29 protein-coding genes are annotated in these 25940 nt (G+C 70.0%); 19 read left to right on the top strand and 10 right to left on the bottom strand.

The window, feature by feature from the left end:
- The first annotated feature begins 188 nt into the window (after window positions 1-188).
- Both F3H10_RS14690 and F3H10_RS14685 read left to right on the top strand, forming a co-directional pair.
- Entirely contained in the window at window positions 189-1385 is a 1197-nt protein-coding gene (locus tag F3H10_RS14690) for a cystathionine gamma-synthase (protein WP_149785524.1), read from the top strand.
- Window positions 1386-1566: 181 nt separating this feature from the next.
- Window positions 1567-2514 carry a D-2-hydroxyacid dehydrogenase gene (locus F3H10_RS14685; RefSeq protein WP_149785523.1) on the top strand — a complete coding sequence of 316 codons (948 nt, stop codon included), beginning with the start codon at window positions 1567-1569 and terminating at the stop codon, window positions 2512-2514.
- A 30-nt stretch (window positions 2515-2544) separates the two neighbouring features.
- Here the strand turns inward: F3H10_RS14685 and F3H10_RS14680 are convergent, their stop codons facing one another.
- Window positions 2545-3009, bottom strand: coding sequence for a universal stress protein (locus tag F3H10_RS14680; RefSeq protein WP_149785522.1), 465 nt, complete (start codon window positions 3007-3009; stop codon window positions 2545-2547).
- Window positions 3010-3135: 126 nt separating this feature from the next.
- Window positions 3136-4734, bottom strand: coding sequence for a heme-binding protein (locus tag F3H10_RS14675; RefSeq protein ID WP_149785521.1), 1599 nt, complete (start codon window positions 4732-4734; stop codon window positions 3136-3138).
- Window positions 4735-4818: 84 nt separating this feature from the next.
- Between F3H10_RS14675 and F3H10_RS14670 the strand changes: the two genes are divergently transcribed.
- A complete protein-coding gene (locus tag F3H10_RS14670; protein ID WP_149785520.1) occupies window positions 4819-5025 on the top strand; it encodes a hypothetical protein in 207 nt (68 codons plus the stop codon).
- Between the two features lie 25 nt (window positions 5026-5050).
- Here F3H10_RS14670 and F3H10_RS14665 read toward each other — a convergent pair whose 3' ends face one another.
- Genes F3H10_RS14665 through F3H10_RS14655 form a run of 3 tightly spaced genes read right to left on the bottom strand, consistent with a single transcriptional unit; the run spans window position 5051 to window position 7296 of the window.
- Window positions 5051-5281: a hypothetical protein gene (locus tag F3H10_RS14665; protein ID WP_149785519.1), complete on the bottom strand. Its 231-nt coding sequence runs from the start codon at window positions 5279-5281 to the stop codon at window positions 5051-5053.
- 49 nt (window positions 5282-5330) lie between these two features.
- Complete coding sequence (locus F3H10_RS14660; RefSeq protein ID WP_149785518.1) at window positions 5331-6521, bottom strand: glycosyltransferase family 4 protein; 1191 nt, start codon at window positions 6519-6521, stop codon at window positions 5331-5333.
- 1 nt (window position 6522) lies between these two features.
- Window positions 6523-7296 carry a GTP cyclohydrolase III gene (locus F3H10_RS14655; protein WP_149785517.1) on the bottom strand — a complete coding sequence of 258 codons (774 nt, stop codon included), beginning with the start codon at window positions 7294-7296 and terminating at the stop codon, window positions 6523-6525.
- Window positions 7297-7508: 212 nt separating this feature from the next.
- Between F3H10_RS14655 and F3H10_RS14650 the strand changes: the two genes are divergently transcribed.
- The 4 genes from F3H10_RS14650 to F3H10_RS14635 all read left to right on the top strand — a co-directional run bounded on the left by F3H10_RS14650 (window position 7509) and on the right by F3H10_RS14635 (window position 11023).
- Complete coding sequence (locus F3H10_RS14650) at window positions 7509-8288, top strand: HAD-IIA family hydrolase (RefSeq protein WP_149785528.1); 780 nt, start codon at window positions 7509-7511, stop codon at window positions 8286-8288.
- Window positions 8289-8615: 327 nt separating this feature from the next.
- A complete protein-coding gene (locus F3H10_RS14645) occupies window positions 8616-10019 on the top strand; it encodes a DUF92 domain-containing protein (RefSeq protein ID WP_188127952.1) in 1404 nt (467 codons plus the stop codon).
- A gap of 4 nt (window positions 10020-10023) precedes the next feature.
- Window positions 10024-10500: a GNAT family N-acetyltransferase gene (locus F3H10_RS14640; RefSeq protein ID WP_149785516.1), complete on the top strand. Its 477-nt coding sequence runs from the start codon at window positions 10024-10026 to the stop codon at window positions 10498-10500.
- Between the two features lie 163 nt (window positions 10501-10663).
- On the top strand, window positions 10664-11023 hold the full coding sequence (locus F3H10_RS14635) for a hypothetical protein (protein ID WP_149785515.1): 360 nt from the start codon (window positions 10664-10666) through the stop codon (window positions 11021-11023).
- A 233-nt stretch (window positions 11024-11256) separates the two neighbouring features.
- On the opposite strand, the gene F3H10_RS16155 is transcribed toward F3H10_RS14635, so the two are convergent.
- Window positions 11257-11433, bottom strand: a complete 177-nt coding sequence (locus F3H10_RS16155; RefSeq protein ID WP_188127951.1) for a hypothetical protein — start codon at window positions 11431-11433, stop codon at window positions 11257-11259.
- A gap of 503 nt (window positions 11434-11936) precedes the next feature.
- A complete protein-coding gene (locus F3H10_RS14620) occupies window positions 11937-12236 on the bottom strand; it encodes a hypothetical protein (protein ID WP_149785512.1) in 300 nt (99 codons plus the stop codon).
- A gap of 42 nt (window positions 12237-12278) precedes the next feature.
- On the opposite strand from F3H10_RS14620, the gene hisI reads away from it, so the two are divergent.
- The 4 genes from hisI to F3H10_RS16150 are packed head-to-tail and all read left to right on the top strand — an operon-like array spanning window position 12279 to window position 14515.
- The gene (hisI, locus tag F3H10_RS14615; protein ID WP_149785511.1) at window positions 12279-12659 is read left to right on the top strand and encodes a phosphoribosyl-AMP cyclohydrolase; all 381 of its coding nucleotides are present in this window, start codon (window positions 12279-12281) and stop codon (window positions 12657-12659) included.
- Window positions 12659-13852, top strand: a complete 1194-nt coding sequence (locus F3H10_RS14610; protein ID WP_149785510.1) for a DUF7118 family protein — start codon at window positions 12659-12661, stop codon at window positions 13850-13852. Before hisI ends, F3H10_RS14610 begins: the two co-directional genes overlap by 1 nt.
- A 48-nt stretch (window positions 13853-13900) precedes the next feature.
- On the top strand, window positions 13901-14299 hold the full coding sequence (locus F3H10_RS14605; RefSeq protein WP_149785509.1) for a hypothetical protein: 399 nt from the start codon (window positions 13901-13903) through the stop codon (window positions 14297-14299).
- 51 nt (window positions 14300-14350) lie between these two features.
- Window positions 14351-14515: a DUF7838 family putative zinc beta-ribbon protein gene (locus F3H10_RS16150; RefSeq protein ID WP_188127950.1), complete on the top strand. Its 165-nt coding sequence runs from the start codon at window positions 14351-14353 to the stop codon at window positions 14513-14515.
- A 21-nt stretch (window positions 14516-14536) separates the two neighbouring features.
- Here F3H10_RS16150 and F3H10_RS14600 read toward each other — a convergent pair whose 3' ends face one another.
- The gene (locus F3H10_RS14600) at window positions 14537-15442 is read right to left on the bottom strand and encodes an AEC family transporter (protein WP_149785508.1); all 906 of its coding nucleotides are present in this window, start codon (window positions 15440-15442) and stop codon (window positions 14537-14539) included.
- Window positions 15443-15490: 48 nt separating this feature from the next.
- Window positions 15491-16288: an SDR family oxidoreductase gene (locus F3H10_RS14595; RefSeq protein ID WP_149785507.1), complete on the bottom strand. Its 798-nt coding sequence runs from the start codon at window positions 16286-16288 to the stop codon at window positions 15491-15493.
- A gap of 117 nt (window positions 16289-16405) precedes the next feature.
- On the opposite strand from F3H10_RS14595, the gene F3H10_RS14590 reads away from it, so the two are divergent.
- The 6 genes from F3H10_RS14590 (at window position 16406) to F3H10_RS14565 (ending at window position 23969) form a co-directional block, all read left to right on the top strand.
- Window positions 16406-17656, top strand: coding sequence for a CaiB/BaiF CoA transferase family protein (locus tag F3H10_RS14590; protein ID WP_149785526.1), 1251 nt, complete (start codon window positions 16406-16408; stop codon window positions 17654-17656).
- Window positions 17657-17745: 89 nt separating this feature from the next.
- Entirely contained in the window at window positions 17746-18993 is a 1248-nt protein-coding gene (locus tag F3H10_RS14585; RefSeq protein ID WP_149785506.1) for a threonine synthase, read from the top strand.
- A 90-nt stretch (window positions 18994-19083) separates the two neighbouring features.
- Window positions 19084-20016 (top strand): decarboxylating 6-phosphogluconate dehydrogenase, encoded by a 933-nt coding sequence (locus F3H10_RS14580; RefSeq protein ID WP_149785505.1) that lies wholly within the window; start codon window positions 19084-19086, stop codon window positions 20014-20016.
- 123 nt (window positions 20017-20139) lie between these two features.
- Window positions 20140-20484 carry a DUF5802 family protein gene (locus F3H10_RS14575; RefSeq protein ID WP_149785504.1) on the top strand — a complete coding sequence of 115 codons (345 nt, stop codon included), beginning with the start codon at window positions 20140-20142 and terminating at the stop codon, window positions 20482-20484.
- A gap of 84 nt (window positions 20485-20568) precedes the next feature.
- On the top strand, window positions 20569-21510 hold the full coding sequence (locus tag F3H10_RS14570; RefSeq protein WP_149785503.1) for a Vms1/Ankzf1 family peptidyl-tRNA hydrolase: 942 nt from the start codon (window positions 20569-20571) through the stop codon (window positions 21508-21510).
- 197 nt (window positions 21511-21707) lie between these two features.
- Window positions 21708-23969, top strand: a complete 2262-nt coding sequence (locus tag F3H10_RS14565) for a PGF-CTERM sorting domain-containing protein (RefSeq protein ID WP_149785502.1) — start codon at window positions 21708-21710, stop codon at window positions 23967-23969.
- Window positions 23970-24113: 144 nt separating this feature from the next.
- Here F3H10_RS14565 and F3H10_RS14560 read toward each other — a convergent pair whose 3' ends face one another.
- Window positions 24114-24704, bottom strand: coding sequence for a 50S ribosomal protein L15e (locus F3H10_RS14560; RefSeq protein ID WP_149785501.1), 591 nt, complete (start codon window positions 24702-24704; stop codon window positions 24114-24116).
- Window positions 24705-24994: 290 nt separating this feature from the next.
- On the opposite strand from F3H10_RS14560, the gene F3H10_RS14555 reads away from it, so the two are divergent.
- A complete protein-coding gene (locus F3H10_RS14555; protein WP_149785500.1) occupies window positions 24995-25183 on the top strand; it encodes a ribbon-helix-helix domain-containing protein in 189 nt (62 codons plus the stop codon).
- Complete coding sequence (locus F3H10_RS14550; protein ID WP_149785499.1) at window positions 25176-25922, top strand: queuosine precursor transporter; 747 nt, start codon at window positions 25176-25178, stop codon at window positions 25920-25922. Before F3H10_RS14555 ends, F3H10_RS14550 begins: the two co-directional genes overlap by 8 nt.
- Window positions 25923-25940: the final 18 nt, after the last annotated feature.

Here is a 25940-nt window from a genome sequence, read left to right as displayed (position 1 = left end):
CGAGGAACGACGTGACGAGCAGACGCGCAGCGTCGGCGATTTGAATCAGAGAGTGACGAAGCGGAACGACCGTGGTTCAAATCCCTGACCGAGCACTTCTCGCGGAGCCGACCTCGGAGCCGTCGGCTTCGTTCCCGTCACCGACCGGAAGGACAAGAGTGACGACCCCGGCCGCCGAGGACCCACGCATGAGCGATCACGACCCAGCGGACGACGGCGACGCCGACGTCGACGACTCCCGGTTCGAGACGCGGGCGATCCACGCCGGCCAGGAGCCGGACCCGAAGACGGGCGCGCTGATGACCCCGATCCACGCCAACTCGACGTATAAGCAGGACGGCCCGGGGGACCACCGCGGTTACGAGTACTCCCGGACCGGGAACCCCACGCGCACCGACCTCGAGGAGAACCTCGCGTCGCTGGAGTCGGGGAGCCACGCCCGCTGTTTCTCCTCCGGAATGGGCGCGATAAACACGGTCCTCAACCTGCTCTCCTCGGGCGACCACGTCGTCGCCGGCGACGACGTCTACGGCGGCACCCACCGGATCCTCACGCAGGTGTACGACGAGTACGACGTCGACACCACCTTCGTCGACACCACCGACCACGACGCGGTCCGCGAGGCGATGCGGCCGAACACGGAGTTGGTCTGGGTCGAGACGCCCACGAACCCGCTGATGAACGTGAACGACATCGGCGCGCTCGCGGGGATCGCCCACGAGGGCGACGCGCTGTGTGCGGTCGACAACACGTTCGCGACGCCGTACCTCCAGCGCCCGCTCGAGCACGGCGCGGACGTCGTCTGCCAGTCGCTCACGAAGTACCTCGGCGGCCACTCCGACACCATCGGCGGGGCGCTCATCGTCGACGACGCCGAGTTGGACGAGCGGATCGGCTTCTATCAGAACTCGGTCGGCGCGACGCCCGGCCCGTTCGACGCGTTCCTCGTGTTGCGGGGCACGAAGACGCTCCCCGTGCGGATGGACCGCCACTGCGAGAACGCGGCGGAACTCGCGGAGTGGCTCCAGGGCCACGACGACGTGAGCCGCGTCTACTACCCCGGTCTGGAGTCGCACCCGCACCACGAGGTCGCCGCGGAACAGATGGACGACTTCGGCGGGATGCTCTCCTTCGAGTTCGACGGCACCCTGGAGGAGGCCTCGACGGTCGTGGAGGAGACGGAGGTGTTCACGCTCGCGGAGTCGCTCGGCGGCGTCGAGAGCCTCATCGAGCAGCCGGCCGCGATGACCCACGCCGCGATCCCGCGCGAGGAGCGGCTCGCCGCCGGGCTCACCGACGGGCTGATCCGCGTCTCCGTCGGGATCGAGCACGTCGACGACATGAAAACCGACCTCCAGCGGGCGTTCGACGCGGCTCTGGAGTGAGCGGGCGGGTTCCCGCGGATCGAACCCGTCCGCGGTCCGTCGTCGGTCGTCGGTCATCGATCATCGTCGGTCATCGATCGTCGTCGGTCGTCGACCGGACCTCGCCGGTCGCGGTGACCCGGACCCGGAAGTAGAGGCCGCGGTGGCGAGCCTTTTACGCTCCCTCACCGTCCGCACGGACATGACGGACCCGGACGTCGTCGTCCTGCGACAGAAGATCCACGGCATCGAGGGCAGCGACTACGCCGAGATACTCCGCGAGCGACTCCCCGACCGCGAGGTCGCGCTCGCACGGACGCCCGCCGAGGAGCGCGAGTACCTCTCGCGGGCGCGGGTCGCGACCGGCTTCACGGCCGAGGAGGACGACCTCGCGGCCGCCGAGAACCTGGAACTCTTCGCCTGCGTGTACGCGGGGACGGGCCACCTCCCCCGCGAGGCGTTCGAGGAGCACGGCGTCGCGGTGACGAACGCCTCCGGCGTCCACGGGCCGAACATCGCCGAGTACGTCGTCGGATCGATGATCGGCCACGCGCGCGGGTTCCCCCGCGCACAGCGCCAGAAGCAGCGCCGCGAGTGGCGTTCGTACCCCACGACGGAGGTGTACGGCTCTCGCGTCGCCGTCGTCGGCCTCGGAGCCATCGGGGAGACGATCGTCGACCGGCTCTCCGCGTTCGACGTGGAGACGGTCGGCGTCCGCTACACGCCGGAGAAGGGCGGTCCGACCGACGAGGTGGTCGGCTTCGACCGGATCCACGAGGCGGTCGCCGACGCCGAGTACGTCGTCCTCGCCTGTCCGCTCTCGGACGCGACGGAGGGGCTGGTCGACGGCGACGTCCTCCGGACCATGCGTTCGGACGCCGTGCTCGTCAACGTCGCGCGCGGCCGCGTCGTCGACACCGACGCGCTCGTCTCCGCGCTCCGGAACAACCGGATCCGCGGGGCCGCCCTCGACGTGACCGACCCCGAGCCGCTCCCCGAGGACCACCCGCTGTGGGGGCTCTCGGACGTCACGATCACGCCGCACAACGCCGGGCACACGCCCGAGTACTTCGACCGCGTCGCCGACGTCCTCACGGAGAACCTCGAGCGGCTGGCCGCCGGCGAGGAACTCCGGAACCGGGTGTTCTGAGACGGGTTTCGAGCCGCCGCCGTCGGCCGCTCAGAACGTGACTCGTCGGGGGTCCTCGTCGGTCAGCCGGCGAACCGTCAACACGGGAACGCGACAGGTCCTGACGACGTTCTCGGCGACCGACCCGATGAGAAACCGGTTCTCCCCGTGTCGCCCGCGCGTCCCGGTGACGACGAGGTCGGCGTCGATCTCGTCGGCGTACGAGACGACCTCCCTGGCCGGCCGTCCCTCGCGTACGTCGGTCACGACGTCGAGACCGTCGTCCCGTTCCGTGCCGCGCTCGACGACGTCCGCGAGCGCGCGCTCCCCGTGGTCGTCGAGCGCGTCCCGGAGGTCCTCGCGCACCTCGTCGGGCGACGACTCGACCTCGCCGGTGTCGAGGACGTACAGCGCGTGGACCGTCGCGTCGAAGCGGGCGGCCACGTCGACCGCGACGTCGACCGCCCGACCCACGCTGTCGGAGCCGTCCGTCGCGACCACGATCGTGTCGAACATGGCCGACCGTTCGCCGACGCGGAAGTTAAAAGGGGGCGGTCGCGGGATCGGGACGCTCCGCCGACCCGGCACGACGCGGCCCGGGAGCGGTCGGGACGCTCCGCCGGCCCGGATCGGGACGACCCGTCAGGCCAAGAAGACGTGTCGCGGCCGGTCCGCGAGGACCTCGCGACCCCACTGGACGGTCTCGCGGAACTCCTCGGAGCCGAAGAACTCCATCGCGTCGTCCTTCGCGTGCCACTGGCTAGCGATGAACATGTCGTTCTCGTCCTCGACGTTCACCATCAGGTCGGTCTCGATGTGGCCGTCCATTCCGGCGAGCGCCTCGCCGATCTCGTCGAACGTGTCGGTGAAGTCCTCCCGGTGTTCGGGCTTGACCGTGTAGAACATCCCCATCGTCCCGAATCCGGACTCCTCGCCGGCGCGGCCCACGACCTCGGGAAGCTCGGAGAGGAACCCGGCGGCGGTCTCGGCCGCCGAGGCGGTCTCCCAGAGCGAGACGACGGCGGCGCGGTCGGTCGACCGGCCCTCGTAGACCGCGGTCTTCACGTGGGTGCCGTAGTGGTCGAAGTTGGCGCGGAGCCCCTCGACCTCCCCGAACAGCTCGTCGACGTCGGCCTCGCTGTACAGCACCGTGGCGAACACGTCCTCGCCGTGGGGCTTGCCGGCGTAGATGTCGAGGTCGGCGAGCTCGCCGCGGATCCCGTCATCGGCGGCAGGAGCATCGTCCGCGTCAGGGGATCCCGCGTCCTCGCCGCCGTGCGGGTGGTCGCCCTCGCCGCCGGCGTCCTCGTCGTGGGGATGGTCGCCGTGAGCCGAGCCGCCGCCGTGATGCCCGTGCGTGTCTCCCTCGTCGCCGTGGTGGCCGTGACCCGAATCGTCCCCGCCGTGGTGACCGTGGGCCGAATCGTCTCCGGCGTGATGGCCGTTCGCGTCGTTCTCGCCGGTCGGGACCGCCTCGCCGGCGAGGTACGCGCCGAGGTCGCGCGGCGGGAACCGGCGGCCGACGTAGAACCGCCCGAACTCGCCGTACCGCGAGGAGGCCTCGTCGAAGCGCATCTCGTAGACGATGTCCTTGATGTCGGTCGGGTCCGAGCCGAACAGCGTCACGCCCCACTCGTGGTCGTCGAAGCCGACGGAGGAGGCGATCACCTGTTTGATCCTCCCGGCGTACTCGCGACCGGTGTCGCCGTGGCCGGACATCAGCTCGGCGCGCTCCTCGAAGGAGAGGTCGTACCAGTTGTACTCCTCCCCGCGACGCTTGCTCATCGGGTAGAAGGAGACGTACTCATCGTCCGGCATCTCCGGTTTCAGCTTCCCCTCGATGTACCGTCGGAGTCCCTCGTCGACGTCCTCCTCGTCGCCCTCGAAGTAGGCGTCCGAGACGTACCCCGACACCTCGGTGACCGAGACGTACGACGACTCCTTCGTCGTGAACTCCGCGAGCGCGGTGTTCTCGAAGCCGCGCTCGATCGTCGACAGCTCGTCGAGCGTCGGACGGAAGTGGATCGTGAGGAGGTCGGCCTTGTGCCCGAGCACGGAGAAGACCGCGGAGTCGCCGGCGTCGGCGGCCGCGAGCTTCTCACGATGGAGCAGGTACGACCGGCCCTCCTCGACGGCCCGCTCCCGCTTCCGGTCGGGCGCGTTCCGCCACGCGTCCCAGTCGATCGACCGGAACTCGTGCAGCGCGAACCACCCTTCCTCCGTCGCTGGTGCCTCGACCATACGTCGGCTTGGGTCGCCGTGACTTAGGGGTTTTCGAGTCGCGTCCCCGAAGGACTATATCGGCCACCCACCACTCTCCGAGCGATGTCTTCCGAGGAGCCGACCGTCCCGATCGTGTGTACCGACTGCGAGACGGAGACGCGGATCCCGCTCTCGGACGTGGCCGACGCGCTCTCCCGGCACAACGAGGGGAAACACGACGGCGAGGAGGTGGCCGAGGTCGACCCGGGGCTCAAGGACCAGTTGGCCGACCTCGTCGCCGAGGACCTCGGGCTGTTCGAGGAGGACTGAGACCGACGGGGAGAGACCGGCGAACTCAGTCGTCGTTCGCCAACGCGCCCTCCGGGTGCCCCTTGTGTTGGAGGTTCCGGTTGTCGCGCTTCTCGACCGCGGTCGCGGGGATAACTCCGTCCACCTCCGAGCGCGGTCGGCCGGTGTACCCGTGGTCAGGGTTCTGCTCGCAGTGGGCCATCGCGTCGTGAGCGCCCTCCCACGGCCCGGCGTCACACCCCTCCGCCGTACAGACGAAAACTATCTCTTCTGACATGCTATCCGGCCGTTGCCAGCATGGACATAAAAAGGTCACACGCGAGTTATCACATCTGATGTTCCCGTGATCCGGCAACTTCGGTCGATCCGGAACCCGAGTCGTCCTCGACGATCCCGCGGAGGAACCGCCGAACGCGATCGCAGGTCTCCTCCCAGGTGGGGTGTTCCCGGAAGGTCTCGCGCGCCGCCTCGCTCAGCCGCCGGAGTCGTTCGCGGTCGCGCGCCAGCGACCCGATAGCGTCCGCGACTGCCTCGGCGTCGCCCGGCGGAACGAGCGCGCCGTTGTGGTCGCCGACGAAGTCGCTCGCCCCGCCGTTCGCCGAGGCGATCGCCGGCAGCCCGAACGCCATCCCCTCGAGGTAGACGATCCCGAACGGTTCGTACCGGGACGGGACCGCGAGGACGTGCGCCGAGCGCAGTTCCTCCCGGAGCGCGTCGTCGTCGACGCGGCCGGCGAACTCGACCAGGTCCGTGACCCCGCGGCGGTCGGCGAGCGCCCGCAACGACGCGACGTGGTCGGGCGCGACGCCGACGTCGCCGACGACGCGGAGTCGCCAGTCGATCCCGTCGTCGAGGAGCGACAGTCCGCGGATCAGGGTCGCGATCCCCTTCCGCGGGGTGACGTTGCCGACGGCGACCACCCGGAACGGGTCCCGAGCCAGTCGGTCCCCCGAGAGCGCCGGTGCCGTCCCGAGCCGATCGCCGGCGGGGGGCGCGACGACGCCCGGAAACGTGATCTGCTCCTCGTCGTCGTCGACCCCACACAGTTCGGCGACCGCGTCCCGCGTCGGGCGACTGTTGAACACGTACGCGTCCGCGGTCCGGAGGTAGTCGCGTTCAATCGCCCGAACTGCCCGGTCGCCGACGGACTCGCCGACGACCGCGGACCGGAGGTAGTGGACCAACGCGACCACGGGCGTCTCGAGCCGGCGGTTCGCGAGGAACAGCGACGGGCCGCAGTAGGCGTCCTCGAGGACGACGTCGACGCGTTCGAGCCGCTCGACCAGTCCGGGAGCGAGGTTCGTGAGAAGCGATCGTCGGTAGGGGCGCTCGGGCAGCGAGACGACCTCGACCGTCCAGCCGTGGTCCCCGAGGTGGTCTGCGAGCCGCCGGTCGTAGAGGAATCCTCCGGAGCGGGCGTCGAGGTCGCCGTAGACGACGATCCCGACGTGGGGAGTATCGGCCACCTCGTCGGCATCGAGGGCGTCGCCCTCGGAGCCGCCGCCCCGGCCGCCCATCTCAGTCGCTCGCGGCGGGCGCGCCGAACAGCTCGACCGCGGTCCCGGCGTGGCGACAGTCCTCCAGGGCGTGTTTCGCGGCGAAGCCCGCCTCGTGGGCGGAGGCCCCGCGACCGACGCCGACCTGAAGCTCCACGTCGACGTCGGCGACGACGTGGTCGACCGCGTCCGCGAACGCGGACTCGGGCATGTCCGGGCAGACGGCGATCACGTTGTCGCCGCCGACGAAGAAGGAGAGCGCGCCGTGTTCCCGCCGGAGGTGTCGCATCAGGGACGCGTACGCCCGCTCGATGTCGATGAACGTGTCGAACTCGTTGAGCCGGTCGGTGTACTTGCCGGTCACGTTCACCACGTCGAAGTGGGCGATCTGGACGTCTCCGGGGTTCGTCTCGGTCAGGTACTCGCCGGCGAGCACCTCGGTCCGGCCCTCGTCCTGTGCGCTCCCTTCGGTCTGGAGCCGGCCGTTGGCCGCCTCGAGGGCGTCGATCGGCCGCTCGCCCACGGCGGTCCCGAGGCTGACGGTCACCGGATAGCGGTTGCCGATCGATTCCTGAAGCGTGGCGTGGGCGTCGCCGTCGACCCCGTTCGTCACCGCGATCATGTTGTCGAAGCGGGTGAAGAAGGCGTACCCGTCCCGGTGGCCGAGGAACTCGGCGATGTCGGCGAAGAGCCGGGACTGGAGGCTCTGGAGGTCCATCTCCCGGCGCGGCTCCGGCGTCACCGTCCACGGCCCGTAGTTGTCGATCTGGACGAGGGTCACCTGGGTCGTCGTCACAGTACACCTCGATTCGGACCGGTGCCGCTTTACCCTTCCGTTATCCCGAAGCTGCGACCGATCCCGATGTTGGAACGGTCCCGGGCCACACGGGTCGGAACGCGCCCGGCCGTCGGACTGGCCCGAGCGTGCCCGACGGTCGGACCGGACGGGCCGACGCCCGACCCGCCGGCGAGCGCAACTCCTACGACGACGGCGACCCAGGGGGAGACATGGAGTTCTCCGGTGCCGTCCTCGACGTCGACGGGACGGTCGTGCGGGGCAACGACCCGATCCCCGGCGCGCCGTCGGGCTATCGCCGGCTTCGCGAGGCCGGCATCGAGACGCTGTTCGTCTCGAACAACCCGACGAAGGCCCCGTCAGCGTACGTCGACCGACTGGGCGCGGCGGGGTACGACGCGACCGCCGCGGACGTGGTCACCGCCGGGAGCGTGACCACGGCGTACCTCCGCGAGCACCACCCCGACGACGACCTGCTCTGTCTCGGCGCCCCCGGCCTGCTCGAGCAGTTCGCCGACGCGGGGCTCTCGACGACGGACGACGTCGACGCCGCGGACGCCCTCGTCGCCTCGATCGACCGGTCGTTCGACTACGACGACCTCTGTACGGCCCTGTGGGCGCTCGACCGCGGGATCCCGTTCATCGGGACGGACCCCGACGTGGTCATTCCCGCGGCCGAGCGGGACGTTCCCGGGTCCGGCGCGGTGATCCGGGCGGTCGCGGCCGTCGCCGAACGCGACCCCGACGTCGTCCTCGGGAAACCCTCCGATCCCGCCATCGAGGCCGTCCGCGAGCGGCTCCCGTACCCGCCCGAGGAGTGTCTCGTCGTCGGCGACCGCCTCGACACCGACATCGAACTCGGCGCGCGCGCCGGAATGACCACCGCCCTCGTGCTCTCGGGCGTCACCGACGAGGCCGATCTGGCCGAGAGCGACGTCGAACCCGACCACGTCCTCGACCACCTCGGCGAGATCGACCGCGTGCTCGACTGAACGGAAGGGAACCGTAGAGTACCGGACGTTCTTTCCGCATAGTTTATGTAGCAGTACGGTAACTACCAGCGTATGACAGCGGTTGACTCACACGACACGGCCGGAGACGACGACGCCGACGACGAGGCCACCGTTCCGGTCATCGAGGGTCACGCGGTCCAGTTCAACGAGTACCGGTACTGAGCGGCGACCGGTTCGTTCCCGCCCGGTTACGAGTACTGCCGAGCCCGTCGGCTCGCCGCCGTCGTCGGTTCTTCCTCGCCCATCGAACGGGTGCGTCGCCCCGCTGTCGGGAGGGTTAAGTGGTCGTCGCGGATACTCGTGGGTGTGTATCGGAGGGTCAGACGTGCGAGCGTGTTCGCCGCGGTGGCCGCGCTCGCGACGCTCACGCCGGCGCTCGGCACCGCCGCCGTCGCTCCGTTCCTGCTCGCCGCCGGCGTGTTCCTCCTCGGGATCCGCGACGGGGAGTGGTTCGAGACCCTCGCGCTCCCGGGCGACAGGGAGGAGGAGCGCCTCTACGGCGTCGGCGCGTTCGCGCTCGCGCTCGCGGGGCTCGCCGTCGTCGCCACGTTCCCCCCGGTTCCCCTGCCTACCGGGGCGTTCGCCGCGGCCGCGCTCGCGGTCGGCGGCGGTCGGCTCGGGCGCGAACTCGTCCGGACGCGCTCCGAGGACGAGTTCCGGCTCGTGGCCGGCTACCTCGTCGCCGGCGGCGTCGCCGCGGTCGCCGGACAGATCGGATCCGGGGCGGTCGCGACCGCCGTCCCCGCCGTCCCGGCCGCCGGTTCCCTCTCCGCCGCCGGGCCCGACGCGCTCGTCGGCTCGCTTCCCGAGTTCGCGTTCCTCGGCTCCGTCGCGGTCCTGACCGCGGCGCTCGTCCGATCGCTCGTGTACGCGCGGGACGCCCACATCACGGTCGTCGTCGTCGCGCTCGTCGCGTGGGGGTTCACGGCGCTGGACCCGACCGTGACCGCCCCCGGCGTCGTCGCGGCCCTCGCCGTGACGGCCGGGCTCGGGTACGTCTCGTACGCGCTCGGGGCCGCCTCGGTTCCGGGGATGCTCACCGGCGTGTTGCTCTCGCTTCTCACCGTCGTGCTCGGCGGCGTGGCCTGGTTCCTCACGCTGATGGCCTTCTACGCGGGCGGCGGGCTCGCCTCGAAGTACCGCTTCGACGAGAAGGCGGACCGCGGCGTCGCCCAGGAGAACCAGGGTGCGCGCGGAACGGGGAACGTCCTCGCCAACTCCGCGGTCGCGCTCGTCGCGCTCCTCGGCTACGCCGCGGCCCCCCACGTCGGCGTGCCCGAGTCGATCTTCCGGCTCGCGTTCGCCGGCGCGATCGCCACCGCGATGGCGGACACCCTCTCCTCGGAGATCGGCGGGCTCTTCGACGCCCCGCGGCTGATCACGACGCTCCGGCCGGTCGAACCCGGCACCGACGGGGCCGTGACCTGGCAGGGCGAGGTCGCCGGGCTCGCCGGGGCGGCGCTGATCGCGCTCCTCGCCGCGGCCCCGCTACCGGTCGTGGATCCGGTGGTCGAGGGGGGGACCCTCCTCGCGGGCGTCGGAACCGTCGTCCTCGCGGGCGTCGTCGGGATGACGGTCGACAGCGTCCTCGGTGCGCTGATCGAGGGCGACCGGATCGGGAACCAGGCCGTGAACTTCCTCGCGACGCTCTCCGGCGCGGCCCTCGCGGTCGCCGTCGGCGTCGTGGGCGTCGGCGTCGCAGTCGGGTGACCTGATGACCGACCTGGAGGACCACTCCGACCCGCGGGTCCGGCCGATCCGCCCCGCCGACGCCGACCGGGTTCGGACGCTCCAGGCCCACCTCCGGGAGCCGAGCCCGGACCTGCTCGAGTACGGGATCGCCGTCGACTCCGGCTTCGTGAGCGTCGCTGACGGCCGCGCAGCCGACGACGCGGGCGGTTCAACCGCCGGGGGCGGTCCCGTCGTCGGCTACGCGCTCCCGGTGGACGCGCCGACCCGGTCCGGCTGTCACCTCGCCGAACTCGTCGTCGCGCCCGACTTCCGCCGGGAGGGTCGCGCCCGCGGGCTCCTCGCGGCGGTCGTCGACGACGCGACCGGCCCCGTGACGCTCCAAGCCCATCCCGGGAACGACGCCGCGCTCGCGCTCTACGAGACGTGCGGGTTCGACGTCGTGGACCGCCGACCGGGCGCGTACGCCGACGGCGACGCGCTCGTGTTGCGCCGGGAGTAGGCGGATGGTGGCCGCGCCACACGCTCGGGAGCGAGAGCGAGCGGACGTCAATTTCATCCAGGATCTGTATTAGTGAATCCTCTGTCAGAGTCGACGTGCGTATTGACCGCTAAGATTCTATAATTACCTTAGTGCTTTGTGCTCGTGTGATGAAGTGTCTGGTATGAGTGAGCAGGAACTTGATCCAGTCGAACAACTTCGACGGGTCGGGATCGGACTGATACTGGGTGGGCTCGCCTTCGGTGGACTGTCATTTGGTATTGATGCAGTTGTGAGTGGTATCGTGCTGCTGGGTGCTGGTATCATCGTCTGGTGGGGTGAATATCGACGGGAGTTGACTGTCGGGATCGGGGTCGGAATCGGGGTGGCTGGGCTGGTTGTCCTCATGGATCTATGGACCGATACCGGCTTCAGCGGACTTCGACTGGCGGGATTCATCGTCGCGCTCGGGGTAGTCGATTACGTGCTTGCGCCTGCCTACGGTAAAATCCAAGATGCCGGTGAACGGGCCAGTGGGAAGTAGGTACGCGTGGACATACTTACCGCATATAATGGTTTGCTCATCCGCTTCGGCCTCTACCAACTGATTTTTTGGCCAACGGTGGGCTATTATGTCGCCCGGGACGCTACCAAACGAGAGCAATCGTCCCCACGACTTCGTGGAGTCGTATATGGATTCTTTGGGATAGTCGGATTACTCGTGTATATGGCACAGAAGACGCGGCCTGATGCCGATTCAATCTGACTTGCGACCACTCACTCTCCGTCACTAATCTGCTTTTTATATACGAGGTATGCCATCGGGCCCATCAGGGCAAACACTGCGGCAGTCACGGTGAGAAACAGTTCGTCCGAGTCAATAGCCAAGCTGTAGAACAGTCCGATTCCGACGAGCACGTATAATCCCGCAAGCGTCCAAATTTCCCATCTCATACGTCATAATACCCAGCAGCACAAATATATGTCTCCCAAATTCTTGGCTCGACTGTCCACAAAATAGGTCATTGTTTAGACGTGGTAGTGCGGTGTGGTGGCTGCCGCTGCCCTCGGCTACCTGCTTCGAGAGCCATGGATTGCGCTCGTAACGGACGCTGCCGCAGTCACCTCGGGACTCTTTGTCCTGCTGTATCGATGCGTTCGCCATTCATAGGAATTGGACTCTGTTGAAATACTATTGGTTCGACACTACCGCTACCGAAACAATCGATAGGTGGGTGTGTCAATGAAGCGGATTGCTATAGTTAGTTCACAAACGGCGAGCGATTTCGTATGCGATTGATGTCGGGAGAAGAATAGCGAATATCACAAGCGTGATTTCTTCTATAGTTAGCCCAGATTGCGTGAGGGCAGCATAAAAGTAGAGTGCGCCGGTAGCGATCACGCTGACGATAGCCGCAACGTATCGGGGGTCAGTCCATGAGGACGGGAACTCAGTGTCAGACATCTGCCCTCATTACTCCCATCCATATGAAAAGGTCTTCCTCTGTACTGAACGATCCGTGAGTCTTCTGTGCTGAACGATCCGTGAGTCCCCTGTAGTAAGCGTCCGCGAACGGAGTGAGCGGTTCACCGACGGAGCCGTCGAAGACGGCGAAGTCGGCTTTTTCCCTCCAGGTTTTTCGAGGAGTGGTTCCCGAAGCGAACGCAGTGAGCGCCGGGAACCCGACGAGAAAAAGGTGGATGTTGAGCAGTTCACTCGTGATCCGATGGGACGTGTGCGAACGGTTCTCTGACACGTTAACAAAAGGCCTATTCGAGGGGCCCGCCTCCGGCGACGTATGAGCGAGGCCGACGCGGACACCGACGTGGCGGTGGACTTCGGCGAGGACGGGCTGGTCCCCGCCATCGCACAGGACGCCGAGGACGGCGAGGTGCTGATGCTGGCGTACGTCTCCCCGGAGGCCCTCGAGTTGACCCGCGAGACGGGCGAGGCCCACTACTACTCCAGATCGCGCGAGGAGCTGTGGCACAAGGGCGGCTCCTCGGGACACACCCAGGCCGTCGAGGAGGTCCGCGTCGACTGTGACGCCGACACCCTGTTGTACCTCGTCGACCAGTCGGTCGGCGCGTGTCACACCGGCCACCGGTCGTGTTTCCACCGCACGATCGACGGCGAGAACGTCGGCGAGCGAGTGTTCGACCCCGACGAGGTGTACTGATGGTCCCCCCGGAAACCGGTCCCGCCGCGGACGCCGACTCCGACGCGGATCGTGCCGCCGATCCCGACGCCGACGCGATCCGGTCCGCCGGCGAGGCGGCCGCGGAGCTACGCGAGCGGTACGACGAGCTCCGTCGGCTCGAATCGCGGATCGCGGACCTCGGCGAGGACCGGGTCGAGACCGCCGCCGACGCCTACCGCCGGGCACACCGCGTGCTCGACCAGTACGAGGAGGACGCGGTCGGCACGGGCGATTTCGGCTCCTACGTCCAGTTCGAGGGAGCGTTCGCGAATGCGGTCGACGTCGACGACGACGTCCCCGCGGCGGACGCGTTCGCCGCCGCCGACGAGGCCGTCGACAAGCGGCGGCTCTCCGAGAGCGACTTCGCGGCAGCGCGCGAGGCGCTCGAACCCGCCGGCGACTACGTCGACCTGCTCGCCGACCGCGACGACGCGATCGACACGTATCGAAGCGCCCGGAAGTCAGCCACCGACGCCCGCGGCGCGCTCGCCGACCGACTCTCCGAACTCCGCGAGGTCGCCGACATGGCGGACGCCGACCTCGACGCCGACGTCTCCCGGCTCCGCGAGCCGATCGAGGCGTACGACGAGGCGGTCCGCGAGGCGTTCCGCGAGTTCTACTCCTCGGAATCGGCCCGTGAGGTCCTCGACTTCCTCGAGCGCGCGGACGCGACCCCCTTCGTCGACGCCGACCTCCCGCCCGCTGACCTCCGCGAGTACGTCGACGAGCATCCCGCCGGCGAGGAGCCGATCCCCACCCTCCTCGAGTACGCCGACTACTCCAACTCGAAGCTCGAACACTACGTCGAGGACGTGGGGGCGCTCCGGACCGCGGTGGCCGTCCACCGGACGTTCCTCGACCGGATCGACGCGGAGCCGCTGACGCTCGAGTGGCCGCCGGCCCCCGGCGACGAGCTGGCCTACGAGATCGACGAGCTGATCCCGCTCGTTTCGCGGATCGCCGACGACGGGACGGTCGCCGACCTCCGGTCGATCCGCGATCTGGCCCGTTCCGAGGAGTACGAACGGCTCCGCCGCGCCGCGGAGGTGCGGGACGCCCTCGACGAGGACGACCTGGCCGTACTGGAGCGCGGCGAGATCGACGAGCGGGTCGCCGAGGCGGAGCGGACGCTCGCGGTCGTCGACGACGTGCTCGCGGAGACCGAGCGGTAGCCCGGTCGACCGCGGCAGTTTAAGTCCCGAGGGCGACGAGACGACGGCATGACCCGATTCGACGCCGCGACGGAGTCGGAGCGATTGGCGCTGTTCGCGGACGCCGCGGCGGCTCACCGCGCCCGGTCGAGCGACGTGATGACCGTCGACGTCGACCCCGACAGCGATGTCACCGACGGCGGGGAGGTCCCGCCGTGGATCCAGCTCGCGGGCACCGAACTCGTCATGGACTGTACCGACGACGAGCTGGACCGGCTGAAGGGGCTGCTCGCCGAGTTCCCCGAGTTCCGGATCGACGAGCTCGTGACCCCGGAGGAGGCGGAGGGAACGAACGCGGTCGTCACCGCCCGGTCGGACGCGAACCGCGTCGCGGGGTTCATCGAACGCGCCTTCCGGGAGGTGTACGGGCTCGACGCGACGTACAAGGCGTGGGTCACCGCCGTCTAGGCCGCCCATCGGATCAATACCTTGAAACCCGATGTCGGCTCACGTGTACGCATGGCGCTCCAAAAGGACGTGGACTGTCCGGCCTGCGGGGAGACGCACGCGTTCTACCGGACGGCGGCGACGACCCTCCACCTCGGGGAGAAGACGAAGTGGCGGTGTCCGGAGTGCGGCTTCGGCTACGTGGAGATCGACGGGATCAGCACGCTTCCGGCCTGACTCCGCCCCCGTTTTTCCGGCTCACCCGACCAGCCGGATGATCGCGTAGAGCGACGCGATCGACGCGACCGTCGTGGCGAACACGTTCCGGGAGGCGAACTCGGCGTCGCCGCCGAGCTCGGTCGCGAAGACGTACGTCGAGACCGCCGTCGGCGTCCCGAGCATGACCACGCCGGCGGTGAGCGTCGCGGCGTCGACGCCGAACCCGGCGAGCGTCGCCCACGCGACCGCCGGGGCGACCCCGAGCTTGAGCGCGAGGACCGACCCGGTCGCGCCGGGGTCGGCCACCGGGAGGTCGACGCGGAGCGACGCGCCGACACAGAGCAGCGCCAGCGGGAGCACGAGCGACCCGAGGAGGTCCAGCCCGGCGGCGACCGCGACGGGTACGGGAACCCCGACGGCACCGATCGACACCCCCGCGACCAGCGCGATCAGGACGGGGTTTCGCGCGAGGGCGCCCGCCTCGCGCCGGACGCTCGTTTCGGTTCCGTTGATCGTGCTCAACACGGTCACGGTGAGGGGCACCTGGACCAGCAGCGCCACACCGAGGACCACGCTCGCGAGCGCGGTCACGTCCGGCCCGAACGTCGCGGCGACGAGCGGCAGGCCGAGGTAGCCGAGGTTCGAGTGGTACGACTGGACGACCGCCACGCTTCGCCGTGAAGCCGGGCGGTTCCGGTGGAGGACCCACGCGACCGCGGCGGTACCCAGCAGGGAGGCGAGGACCGCGACGACGAGCGCGCCGGAGAGGAGGTCGGGGATCGACCCGTCGTAGGTCGCGACGAAGACGAGCGAGGGGAGCGCGACGTAGTAGGTGGCGGCGTTGAGCCGGTCGGTCCGGGAGGCGTTCAGCAGTCCGGCGCCCCGGAGCCCGGTACCGACGAGCAGCACCGCGAGCATCCCGAGGAGCCGAAGGAGAACGTCCATGCCGCCCGGACTCGTCCGGAGGTGTTGACCGTTCGGGTCGGTGTAGCCTTACAGGTTCGCGCTGCCCGCACCGCCGTCGAGGACGATCGACTGGCCGTTGATGTACCCCGCCTTCGGCGAGGAGAGGAACGCGGCGGTGTTGCCGAGCTCCATCGGGTCGCCGATGCGCTCGATCGGGATGCCGTCGCCCCAGTCGGCGAGTCCCTCCTCGTAGGAGTCGTACTCGCCGCGCTCGACCGCCTGGTTCACGAGGTCCTCGATCCGGCTCGTCTCGTGCGGGCCGGGGAGGACGGCGTTCGCGCGCACGTCCGGGGCGAGTTCCTTCGAGAGCGTCTTCTCCAGGCCGATCACGCTCATGCGGACGGAGTTCGAGAGGACGAGCCCGTCTATCGCCTCCTTGACCGACCGGGAGGCGACGTTGACGATGGTGCCGCCGTCGCCCTCCCGCAGCGGGTCGGCCGCCTCACGGCAGAGGCGGACGACGCTCATCACGAGCAGGTCGTACGCGTGGTACCAGTCGTCGTCGTCGGTGTCCAGGAACGGCCCGGACGGCGGGCCGCCCGCGGAGGTGACGAGGTGGTCGAGCCGACCGAACTCCTCGAGCGTCTCGTCGACGAGCCCGACCACGTCGTCCTCGTTCGTCAGGTCGCCCTGAACGGGGTGGACGCGCGCGTCGCCCGCCGCCTCCTCGCGAAGCTCCTCGGCGGCCGCCGCGAGCCGGTCCCCGTCGCGGCCGTTGATCACGACGTTGACGCCCTCGCGGGCGAGCGCGGTCGCGGCCGCGTTTCCGAGCCCGTCGCTGGACGCCGTCGTCAGCGCCACGTTGCCCTCGATCTCTAGATCCATACGACGACTGTCTCACCCGACGAGTTAATGGTTACCGACTCGGCCACCGGGGCCGGCGACGAGGGCTTTATGCCGGTCGGCTCGGAGGTGCGCGTATGCGAGGAATGCGAGGCAACCATGGTCGGTGAGGCGCGCGACCCGTCGGGCGACACCGGGCCGCTGGACGGCGTCACGGTGCTCGACGCCTCCCGCGTGCTCGTGGGACCGTTCTGTACGATGCAGCTCGGCGACCTCGGCGCGGACGTGATCAAGATCGAACGACCCGGCGTGGGCGACCAGACGCGGACGTGGGTGCCGCCGGCCTTCGGGGAGGGCGAGAACGCCCAGAGCGCCTACTACACGAGCGTCAACCGGAACAAGCGCTCGGTCGTGTTGAACCTCGCGAGCGAGGAGGGGCGGGACGTCTTCCGCGACCTCGCCCGCGAGGCCGACATCGTCGTCGAGAACTTCCGGGTGGGCAAGACCGCCGACTGGGGCCTCGATTACCCCGACCTCGTCGAGGAGAACCCGGAACTGATCTACTGCGGCATCTCCGGGTACGGCGAGTGGGGCCCCGACCGCGACGCGCCGGCGTACGACATCGTGATGCAGGCGAAGGGCGGGTTGATGTCGATCACGGGCGTCGAGGACGGCCCCCCGGTCCGGATCGGCGTCGCGCTCGCGGACATCGGCGCGGGGATGTACGCCACCCAGGCGATCCTGGCCGCGCTGCTCGAGCGCGAGCTCGGCGACGGCACGGGTCAGAAGATCGACGTGAGCCTGCTCGACGGCCAGGCCGCCTGGATGAGTTACATGGCGGCGAACTACTTCGCGAGCGGCGAGTCGCCCGGGCGGATGGGGAGCAAACACCCGAACATCGCGCCGTACCGCGCGTTCGAGACCGAGGACGACTACGTCGTCGTCGGCTGCTCGGCGGACTCGTTCTGGCCGCGGCTGTGTGACGCGCTCGACCGGCCGGACCTCCTGGCCGACGAGCGGTTCGAGGTCAACGAGAAGCGGGTGAACAACCGGGAGGCGCTCGACGCGGAGCTCGAGGCCGAGTTCGCCGCGATGACGACGGAGGAGGCCGTCGAGACGCTCACCGGCCACGACGTGCCCGCGAGCCACGTCCGGGACATGGCCGAGCTGTTCGACGACCCGCAGATCGAGGCACGGGACATGCGGCTGGAGATCGACCATCCCGAGGTCGGCACGATGGAGGTCCCGGGCTCGCCGATGAAGTTCTCGCGGACGCCCGTGACGGTCCGGCGACATCCGCCCATGCTCGGCGAGCACACCGAGGACGTCCTCCGCGAGTACGGCTACGCCGACGGGGACCTCGACGACCTCGTCGAGGCCGACGTGATCCCGGATCCGGTCGAGGACTGAACGCCGAGCCGGGACGCGACCGAGTTCCCGGTTCGATCGAACCTTCGTCGACCGATGGAGCGAAGTCCCCCGGTGTGCGATCCCTGCGCATGGAAACGACCGCGGCCTTCGAGGGACTGACCTGTGTCGACTGCGGGGAGACGTTCGACGCCGAGACGGCCACGCACCGCTGTCCGGACTGCGACGGGATCCTGGACCCGAGCTACGACCTCGACCGAGTCGACCTGACGCCCGCGGACCTCGAGTCCCGCCCCGGCGAGTCGATGTGGCGCTACGAGGAGCTGCTGCCGTTCGCCCGCGAGGCCGCGGTGACGCTCGGGGAGGGAAGAACGCCGCTCGTCGAGTGTCCCGCGCTCGCGGAGTCGATGGGCGTCGGCCGCGTGCTGTTGAAGGACGAGGGCGCGAACCCCACGGGGACGTTCAAGGACCGCGGGCAGTCGCTCGCGGTCACGGCGGCGCGCGAACACGGAGCCGAGGAGATCGCGCTGAACAGCGCCGGCAACGCGGGCCAGGCGGCCGCGGCGTACGCGGCCCGCGCCGGCCTCGACGCGCACGTCTTCCTCCCCTCGCGGGCGGGGTTCACCCAGAAGGCGATGACGGAGGTCCACGGCGCGGACCTGACCGTGACCGACCCCGTCGGCGGGGACTCGCAGATCGGCGACGCGGGCCGGGCGTACGCCGCGGCGATGGACGACCACCCCGAGTGGTACTCCGCGAAGACGTTCGTCACGCCGTACCGCCACGAGGGCAAGAAGACGATGGCGCTGGAGCTCTTGGAGCAACTCGACTGGGAGGCCCCCGACGCGGTCGTCTACCCGACCGGCGGCGGCGTCGGGCTCGTCGGGATGCACAAGGCGGCCCGCGAGGCCCGCGCGCTCGGCTGGAGCGACGAACTCGTTCCGATGTACGCCGCCCAGGCCGCCGGCTGCGCGCCCGTCGTCGACGCCTACGAGGCGGGTGCGGACCGCCACGAGCCCCTCGACGACGACGAGGTCGACACCGCCTGTAACGGGATCGCGATCCCCGACCCCGGCGCGAGCCCGCTCATTCTCGAGGCGATCCGTGAGTCCGATGGCGGCGCGGTCGCGACGACCGACCGCGAGATCCTCGACGCCGCGATCACCGTCGCCCGCGAGGAGGGCCTGGAGGTCGGCGCGACGTGTGCGGCGGCGGCCTCGGGCGCGTTCGCGCTCGCGGAGGCGGGCGAGTTCGGCCCGGACGACACGGTCGTCCTCCTGAACACGGGCGCGGGCAACAAGGACGTCGACGCCCTGCGGGCACATCTGGGCGAGACGGAGGCCGAGGCCGAGGCGGGCAGCGGCGGTCGAAACGAATAGCGACGCGCCGGACGCGAGCGGGCCGCCGGAGTCGGGTCGGCCGCCGACCGAACCGGAACCACTAGGGAGGGTGGCGGCCACCCCTCGCGCATGGAACTGGGCGTCATCGGACTCGGGCGGATGGGGCGGATCGTCGTCGACCGGAGCCTCGCGGCGGGCCACGACGTGGTCGCGTTCGACCTCTCGGCGGAGGCGACCGCCGCGGCCGCGGAGGCGGGTGCGGAGCCCGCGGACTCGGTAGCCGACCTCTGTGACCGGCTCGACGAGTCGACGGACGGGGAGGAGAACGAGGGCGGCAAGCGGATCTGGCTGATGGTGCCCGCGGGCGACGCGGTCGACGCCACCCTCGCGGACCTCGAACCGCACCTCGGGAGCGAGGACGTGGTCGTCGACGGCGGCAACTCCCACTTCGAGGAGTCGGTCCGCCGCGCCGAGGGAACCGACGCGGCCTACCTCGACTGCGGGACCTCCGGCGGGCCCGCGAGCGCGGAGGAGGGCTTCTCGCTGATGGTCGGCGGACCGGAGTGGGCCTACGAGGAACTCGTGCCCGTCTTCGACGCGGTCGCGACCGGTCCCGACGGCCACGACCGGATGGGCGAGTCCGGCTCGGGTCACTACGTGAAGATGGTCCACAACGGCGTGGAGTACGCGCTGATGCAGGCGTACGGCGAGGGGTTCGAACTGCTCGCGGAGGGCCGGTACGACCTCGAGATGGAGTCGGTCGCGCGGACCTGGAACAACGGCGCGGTGATCCGCTCGTGGCTCCTGGAACTGTGCGAGGAGGCGTTCCGCGAGGAGGGCGACGACCTCGGCGACGTCGCCGACCACGTCGCGGGCGGGTCGACCGGAACCTGGACCGTCGAGGAGGCGCTCGAACGCGAGGTCCCCGTCCCGCTCATCTACACGGCACTCGCCGAGCGGTTCGACTCGCGCAACGAGGGCCGGTTCTCGCGGCGGCTCGCCAACCGGCTCCGCTACGGGTTCGGCCGTCACGAGGTCGCACGACGCTCCGGGGGCGAGTAGGAGACGCCGATCGGCCGCGACTCGAACGCCGTTCTCCGTCCGGTCGTCACCCGACCGGAACCACGCTCGATCGTTTGCGAGTAACGCTTATGTAGTATCGTGGTAGAGTATAACACGCACAGAATGTTCGAACGCTTCTCGAGCGGATACTACCTGGGCGAACTGTACGTGGAGCCCCACGACGGCGACCGGGCCGCCATCCAGCGGGCCGACCACGAGCGGGTCAACGAGCAGCTGTACGCGGACGGCGAGGGGGTAGAGCGGCTCGACGCGCCGCTGGTGATGAAACTCGACACGGGCCACATCCCGGTCGACGGCGACGAGGGCGTCCCGAGCGGGACGCTCGCTATCCCCCGCTCGCTCGCCGCCGACGACCTGCCGTCCAGGCGGAACGTCCTGCTCGCGGACGCCGACCGCGCCGAGAACCTCCTGCGCTGGGAGGGGTGGGAGCCGTACGTGGACGCTTGAGAGCGCGCCGACGCACGGGGAACGCCGACCAGGGACGGAGTCGACGGTCGACGCACCTTTGAGGGCGGCGCGGGACCCTCCGCCATGATCGACCGGCTGCTCGGCCGCGCCGAGCTGAAAGAGCGGATCGCGGAGCTCGAAGAGGAGAAGCGGCACCTCGAGCGGCGCGCGGCCGCCGAGGAGGAGCGGCGGTCGGACGCGGTCGCGGACCGCCAGCGGGCCGAGGAGCGCGTCAACCGCCTCGAGAAGCGGATCGAGTCGCTGGAGGACCGCGTCGAGCGCGCCGAGGGCGACGAGGAGACGGTCGAGTTCCGTCGCGTGAGCGACGCGTACGGGTCCCGCCTCGCCGACGTCCTCGGTCGGCTTCGGGGGGTCGAAAGCGACGACCCGGAGGGCGTACTCACCGCGTTCGTTCCCGACGGTGCGGTGCCCGAGAGCGTCCGCGAGGGGTTCGGCGACCGCACGCCGCTCGTCCGACGGGCCGCGCCGGCGGTCGTGGTCGCCGACGACACGGGCGCGGTGAGCGCCGCGCTCTCGACGCCGATCGCTCCGGAGCCGTTCGACCGGTGGGCCGACCGTCCTCGGCTGCCGGCCGAGTGGTTCCGCCCGACGGGACGGTTCGCGTTCGCGCTGGTCCGGTCGGACACGTTCGCGCTGGGGATATACGAGGACGACGAACGGGTCGACTTCGAGGGGTTCACCTCCGACGTGAAGGGAGCCCACTCCAAGGGCGGGTTCTCACAGGGACGTTTCGAGCGCCGGCGCGAGGGCCAGATCGACGAGCACCTCGAGCGCGCCCGTGACGCCCTCGCCGGCCTCGAGGACGCCGGGGACGTCGGGGACGCCGAGGCCGGCGAGGACGGCGGGGGGATCGAGCGGACGGTCGTGGTCGGCGAGCGGAGCGTGCTCGGCGAGGTCCGCGAGTTCGCCGACCACACGGACGTGACCGACGCGACCGGTCGCCCGGAGCCGGCTCTCGAGGACGCGTTCCGCGACTTCTGGACCGTGCGGATCCGCGCCGTCTGACGGTCACGCGTCCGCGAAGGGTCCCATTGATACGCGAGAGATCCGGAGAATAGTGCCAATAACTATGGTACTCGCACGCGTACGACGGCGATGGAGGGACCCGTCACACGCTCCCTCCCCCCTTTCTCGATCCGAGCGGGTGCCGCGACGGTCGGTCCGAGGGATAACACTAAACCGGGGACGGACGGTTATCGGCCATGCATCGGTTGGGGTCATCCCCCGGGGTTCGCGCCGTCGTCGTCGCGTTGCTGGCCGCCTCGCTTCTCCTCTGTGGAGCCATCACCGTCGCGGGCGGCGCTCCGGGCGCTCCGGGTACCCCGGATGGGCCGAGTGCTCCGACCGAACCGACGGGGACGTTCGAGTTCGTCGACGGCGCCTCCGCGGAGGCCACGGCGGGGTCGCTCGACGGGTCGGGATCGAACGCCGCCGACGTGGGCGACGAGGACACCATCGGCGTCCGGAACGAGCTGTCCGCGACCGACGAGGCCGGGACCGTCGGCGTCACCACGACGGCACACGTTCCCGACCGCGTCACGGGCCTCGAGATCACGCTCCTGACCGCGAACGACGACCGGGTCGAGGCCGACGGGTTCGAACGCGCCGACGACGCGGACGGGACGGAGACGTGGGTGTGGGACGGCGAGACCGAGCGCCCGTCGCTGACCTACGGAATGGCGGCGAACGTCTCGACCGAGGAATCGGGCCCGCTGGCCACGGGCGGTACCTACCGGTTCGTCGACACGGGCGGGTGGGCGCTCGTCAGAACGCCGCGGGTCCGAATCAGGGGATCGTACACCGGCGAGCCACGGATCCGGTCCGCCCGGGAGAACGTCGTCGACGGCGAGGGCGTCGCCTCCCAGGCGATCGCGTTTCTCGGGCCCTACGAGGAACGCGTCCACGAGGGCGACGAACAGCGGTACCGGCTGATCGTGCCCGAGGCGGCGGAGATGGAGGCGACGCCCGAGGAGGTGTTCGGCGTCTTCGAGGGAGCGGCGGACTCCCTCCGGGTCGGCGGCGTCGACGACGAGGTCGTCGCGATCGCGGCGCCGACCGGCGAGGTGACTTGGGCGGTCAGGGGTCTCCAGACCGGCGACGCCGACCTGTGGGTCCGCGACGGCGAGCCGACCGGAACCGCCGACGACGTGTGGACCCACGAGTACGTTCACACCCGACAGGCGTACGACGCGGAGGCGAGCGCGCGGTGGTTCACGGAGGCGAGCGCGACCTACTACGCCGCGCTGTTCGCGCTCGACCGCGGTGCGACCGACTTCGACGCCTTCGAGCGGACGCTGGCGCGCGGCGAGCGCGACCCCGCCGCGTCGTCCGTCCTCGCCGACCCGGGAAGTTGGGAGCGGAACGCGGACTACACAAAGGGGTCGCTCGTCGCCGGCGAGATCGACCGCCGGATACGGCTGGCGAGTGACGGGCGAGCGTCGCTCGCGACCGTCCTCCGCGACCTCAACGAGGACTCCGCGCCGGTCACGAACCGCGCGTTCCTCGACGCGGTCGAGGCGGCCGCCGGGGAGAGCGGCGACGACGAGGCGGCCGCCGGGGTCCGCGAGGCGGCAGAGCGATGGATCACGACGAGCGACGCCCCCGAGACGTGGAACGCTGACGCCCACGCGGAGGCGTTCGGCGAGACGCCCGCGCGGATCGGATACGCCCTCGCCGACGACGGCGTCCGCGCGACCGGCGAGTACCGGAACCGCTCGCTCGAGGACGATCCGGTCCGGCTCGTCGCCGGCGAGACGCTCGCGCTCGCGGTCGACGTCTCCAACACCGGCGGTACGACGGGAGGCTACGACCTGTCGCTCTCGGTCGACGACGAGACGATCGAGACCCGGAACGGAACGCTCGACGCCGACGAGGAGACGACGGAGCGGTTCGAGCGAGCCTTCACGGAAGCCGGGGAGTACGCGGTTCGGGTCGGGAGCGAGTCGCTCACCGTCGTCGTCTCCGATCCCGCGGACGCGCTCGTCCGCGGGATCGCCATCGATGCCGATCGCGTGACCGCCGGGGAGTCGGTGGTCGTGACCGCGACCGTCGCCAACGACGCGTCGATCCCCGCGGGCTCGGAACTCGAGTTCCGGGTCGACGGCGAGACGGTCGGCACCGAGCCGGTCCGGCTGGACGTGGGCGCGGAGACGACCGTCGAACGCGAGGTGACGGTTCCGGCGTCCGTCGACGGCGACGTCGCGACCGTGGGCGTCGTGGGGCCCGTCGACGAGGCCTCGACGACGGTGACGGTCGAGCGCGACGGTGACGGGACCGACGGCTCGACGGACGCCGGCGGATCGACGGACGCCGACGGCTCGACCGACGACTCCGGCGGGACGGACGGAGCCGACGGCGATGCCGGCGGGCTCACCGACGACGGCGCGGCCGGATTCGGGCCGGTCGTCGCGCTCGTCGCGCTGCTCTCGCTCCTCGGACTGTCGAGTCGACGCAGGTCGCGGTGAGCGGGATCGGGCACGCTCCCCCGACCGCTCGCGACGGTCGGTCAACGGGGCGATCGACGCGGGGACGATCGACGCAGTCGTGACTACGTCGTCGAGAAACGGAGGACGTCGATCGGGCCGATCCGGGCGGATCCCGCGTCGGGCCTACTTGCCCTGCCGGTCGTTTCCGGTGACCGACGGACGGGTCTTCTCGGTTCCCTTGCCGCGAGTGCGCTGGCCGCGACCCTTGGTGCCGGCGGAGGTGAGTCCGCGGAACGCGCGACCCTTGTGGTCGTCCGAGCAGATCCAGTTGAGCTCCTCGTCGTTCTCGATCGCGGGATGGGCGGGGTCGATCAGGATCACTTCGTGCCACTTCTGGGAGCCGTCCTCGCCGACCCAGTAGGAGTTGAGCACGCGCAGGTTGCGGTACTTCCGGGAGGCGCGCTCCTCGGCGATGCGCTGGATCGACTTGCGCCGCGAGAGGCGGTTGACGCCCTGCCGCTTCGAGCGGCGACCGGCCTTGTGTCGCTGTTTTCGCGATCCGCCCTTGCGGACGCTCACGCGGGCGACGATCACGCCCTGTTTCGCCTTGTAACCCAGTTCGCGGGCCTTATCGAGCCGCGTGGGTCGGTCGACCCGCTCGATGGCGCCCTGGTCGCGCCAGTCCTGTTTGCGCTGCCACTGGAGTTCCGCGAGTTTCCCCTCGTCGGGGGACCGCCATGCGTCCTTGATGTGCGAGTAGAAGCTTCGTGCCATTGTCTTGTCCACGGACGCTTGCGATTCGGCCGGAACCCGGCCACATGTCGTCTCGTCCCGGGCGGGCGTTCGGATGGCCGCTTTCGAACCCCGACCCGGCGGCGAGTGCCCGCTGGACGTCCGTACCAGCGAGTTACCGTTGCTTCCGCGCGTTCGATCATAAGGGCTTCGCTCCGGACCGGGCGTGTCGAGCGGTCGCACGGAGGAGTGGGATCGACTCCCGTGCGTCGAGGTCGCGGGGAACCGCGCACTCGTCAGCGTTTTATATATTCTTCGAGGAGTACTCGAGTATGCCCAAGATAAGCGTCGAGATCCCACGGGAGCTGTTGGCGGACCTCGATGAACACGTCGGCGACGAGGGGAAGTTCGTGAACCGCAGCGACGCGGTCCGAGCGTCGATCCGCAAGACGCTCGACACGCTGGACGAGATCGACGCGCGCCACGGCCGGCTGACGGACGAGGACGGCGCCGATGAGTGACCGGGCCGGCGGGACGAGGGGGACAGGAGAGACAGCGGGCGTCGAGCGGCTCCTCGCGGTCGACCCGCTCTCGCGGCCGGCGGTGGCGGCGGTGGGGCTCGTGGCCCTCTTCGTCACCGCGCTCGCCACCGCGCAGGTCACCGCCGCGAAGGTGCTCGCGCTGTCGCTGCCGGTCGCGCTGCCCGTCGTCGGCCCGCAGATACTCCTCCCCGGCGCGGCGCTCGCGTACGCGGTCACCTTCTTCGCGTCCGACTGCCTGGCCGAGCTGTACGGCCGGCGGACCGCTCAGGTCGTCGTCAACGTTGGGTTCGCGATGAACTTCGTCGTGCTCGCGCTGGTGTGGTCGACGCTCGTCGCGCCCGGCGCCGACCCCGAGATCGCCGCCGCCTTCGGAACCGCGCTCGGGCCGACGACCAACGTCGTCGCCGGCAGCCTGCTGGCGTACGTCGTCAGCCAGAACGTCGACGTCGTGCTCTTTCACGCGATCCGCGACCGGACCGGCTCCGCGAACCTCTGGCTCCGCAACCTCGCGTCGACGGCGACGAGCCAGGCGATGGACACGGTCATCTTCGTGTCCGTGGCGTTCCTCGTCGCGCCGACCGTCTTCGGCGTCGGGAACGCGCTCCCGTTGGAGGCGGTCGGGACGCTGATCGTCGGCCAGTACCTCCTCAAACTCTTGATCGCCGTGCTCGACACCCCGTTCGTCTACCTCGTCGTCGGCGCGGTCCGGCGAGCGTAGACGCGTCGAACGGCCGCT

Origin of the sequence: Halorubrum aquaticum (assembly GCF_900113615.1) — an archaeon.
GTDB lineage: Archaea > Halobacteriota > Halobacteria > Halobacteriales > Haloferacaceae > Halorubrum > Halorubrum aquaticum.
The sequence above is the reverse complement of the archived record's forward strand: the minus strand, read 5'-3'. Positions and strand labels throughout refer to the sequence as shown.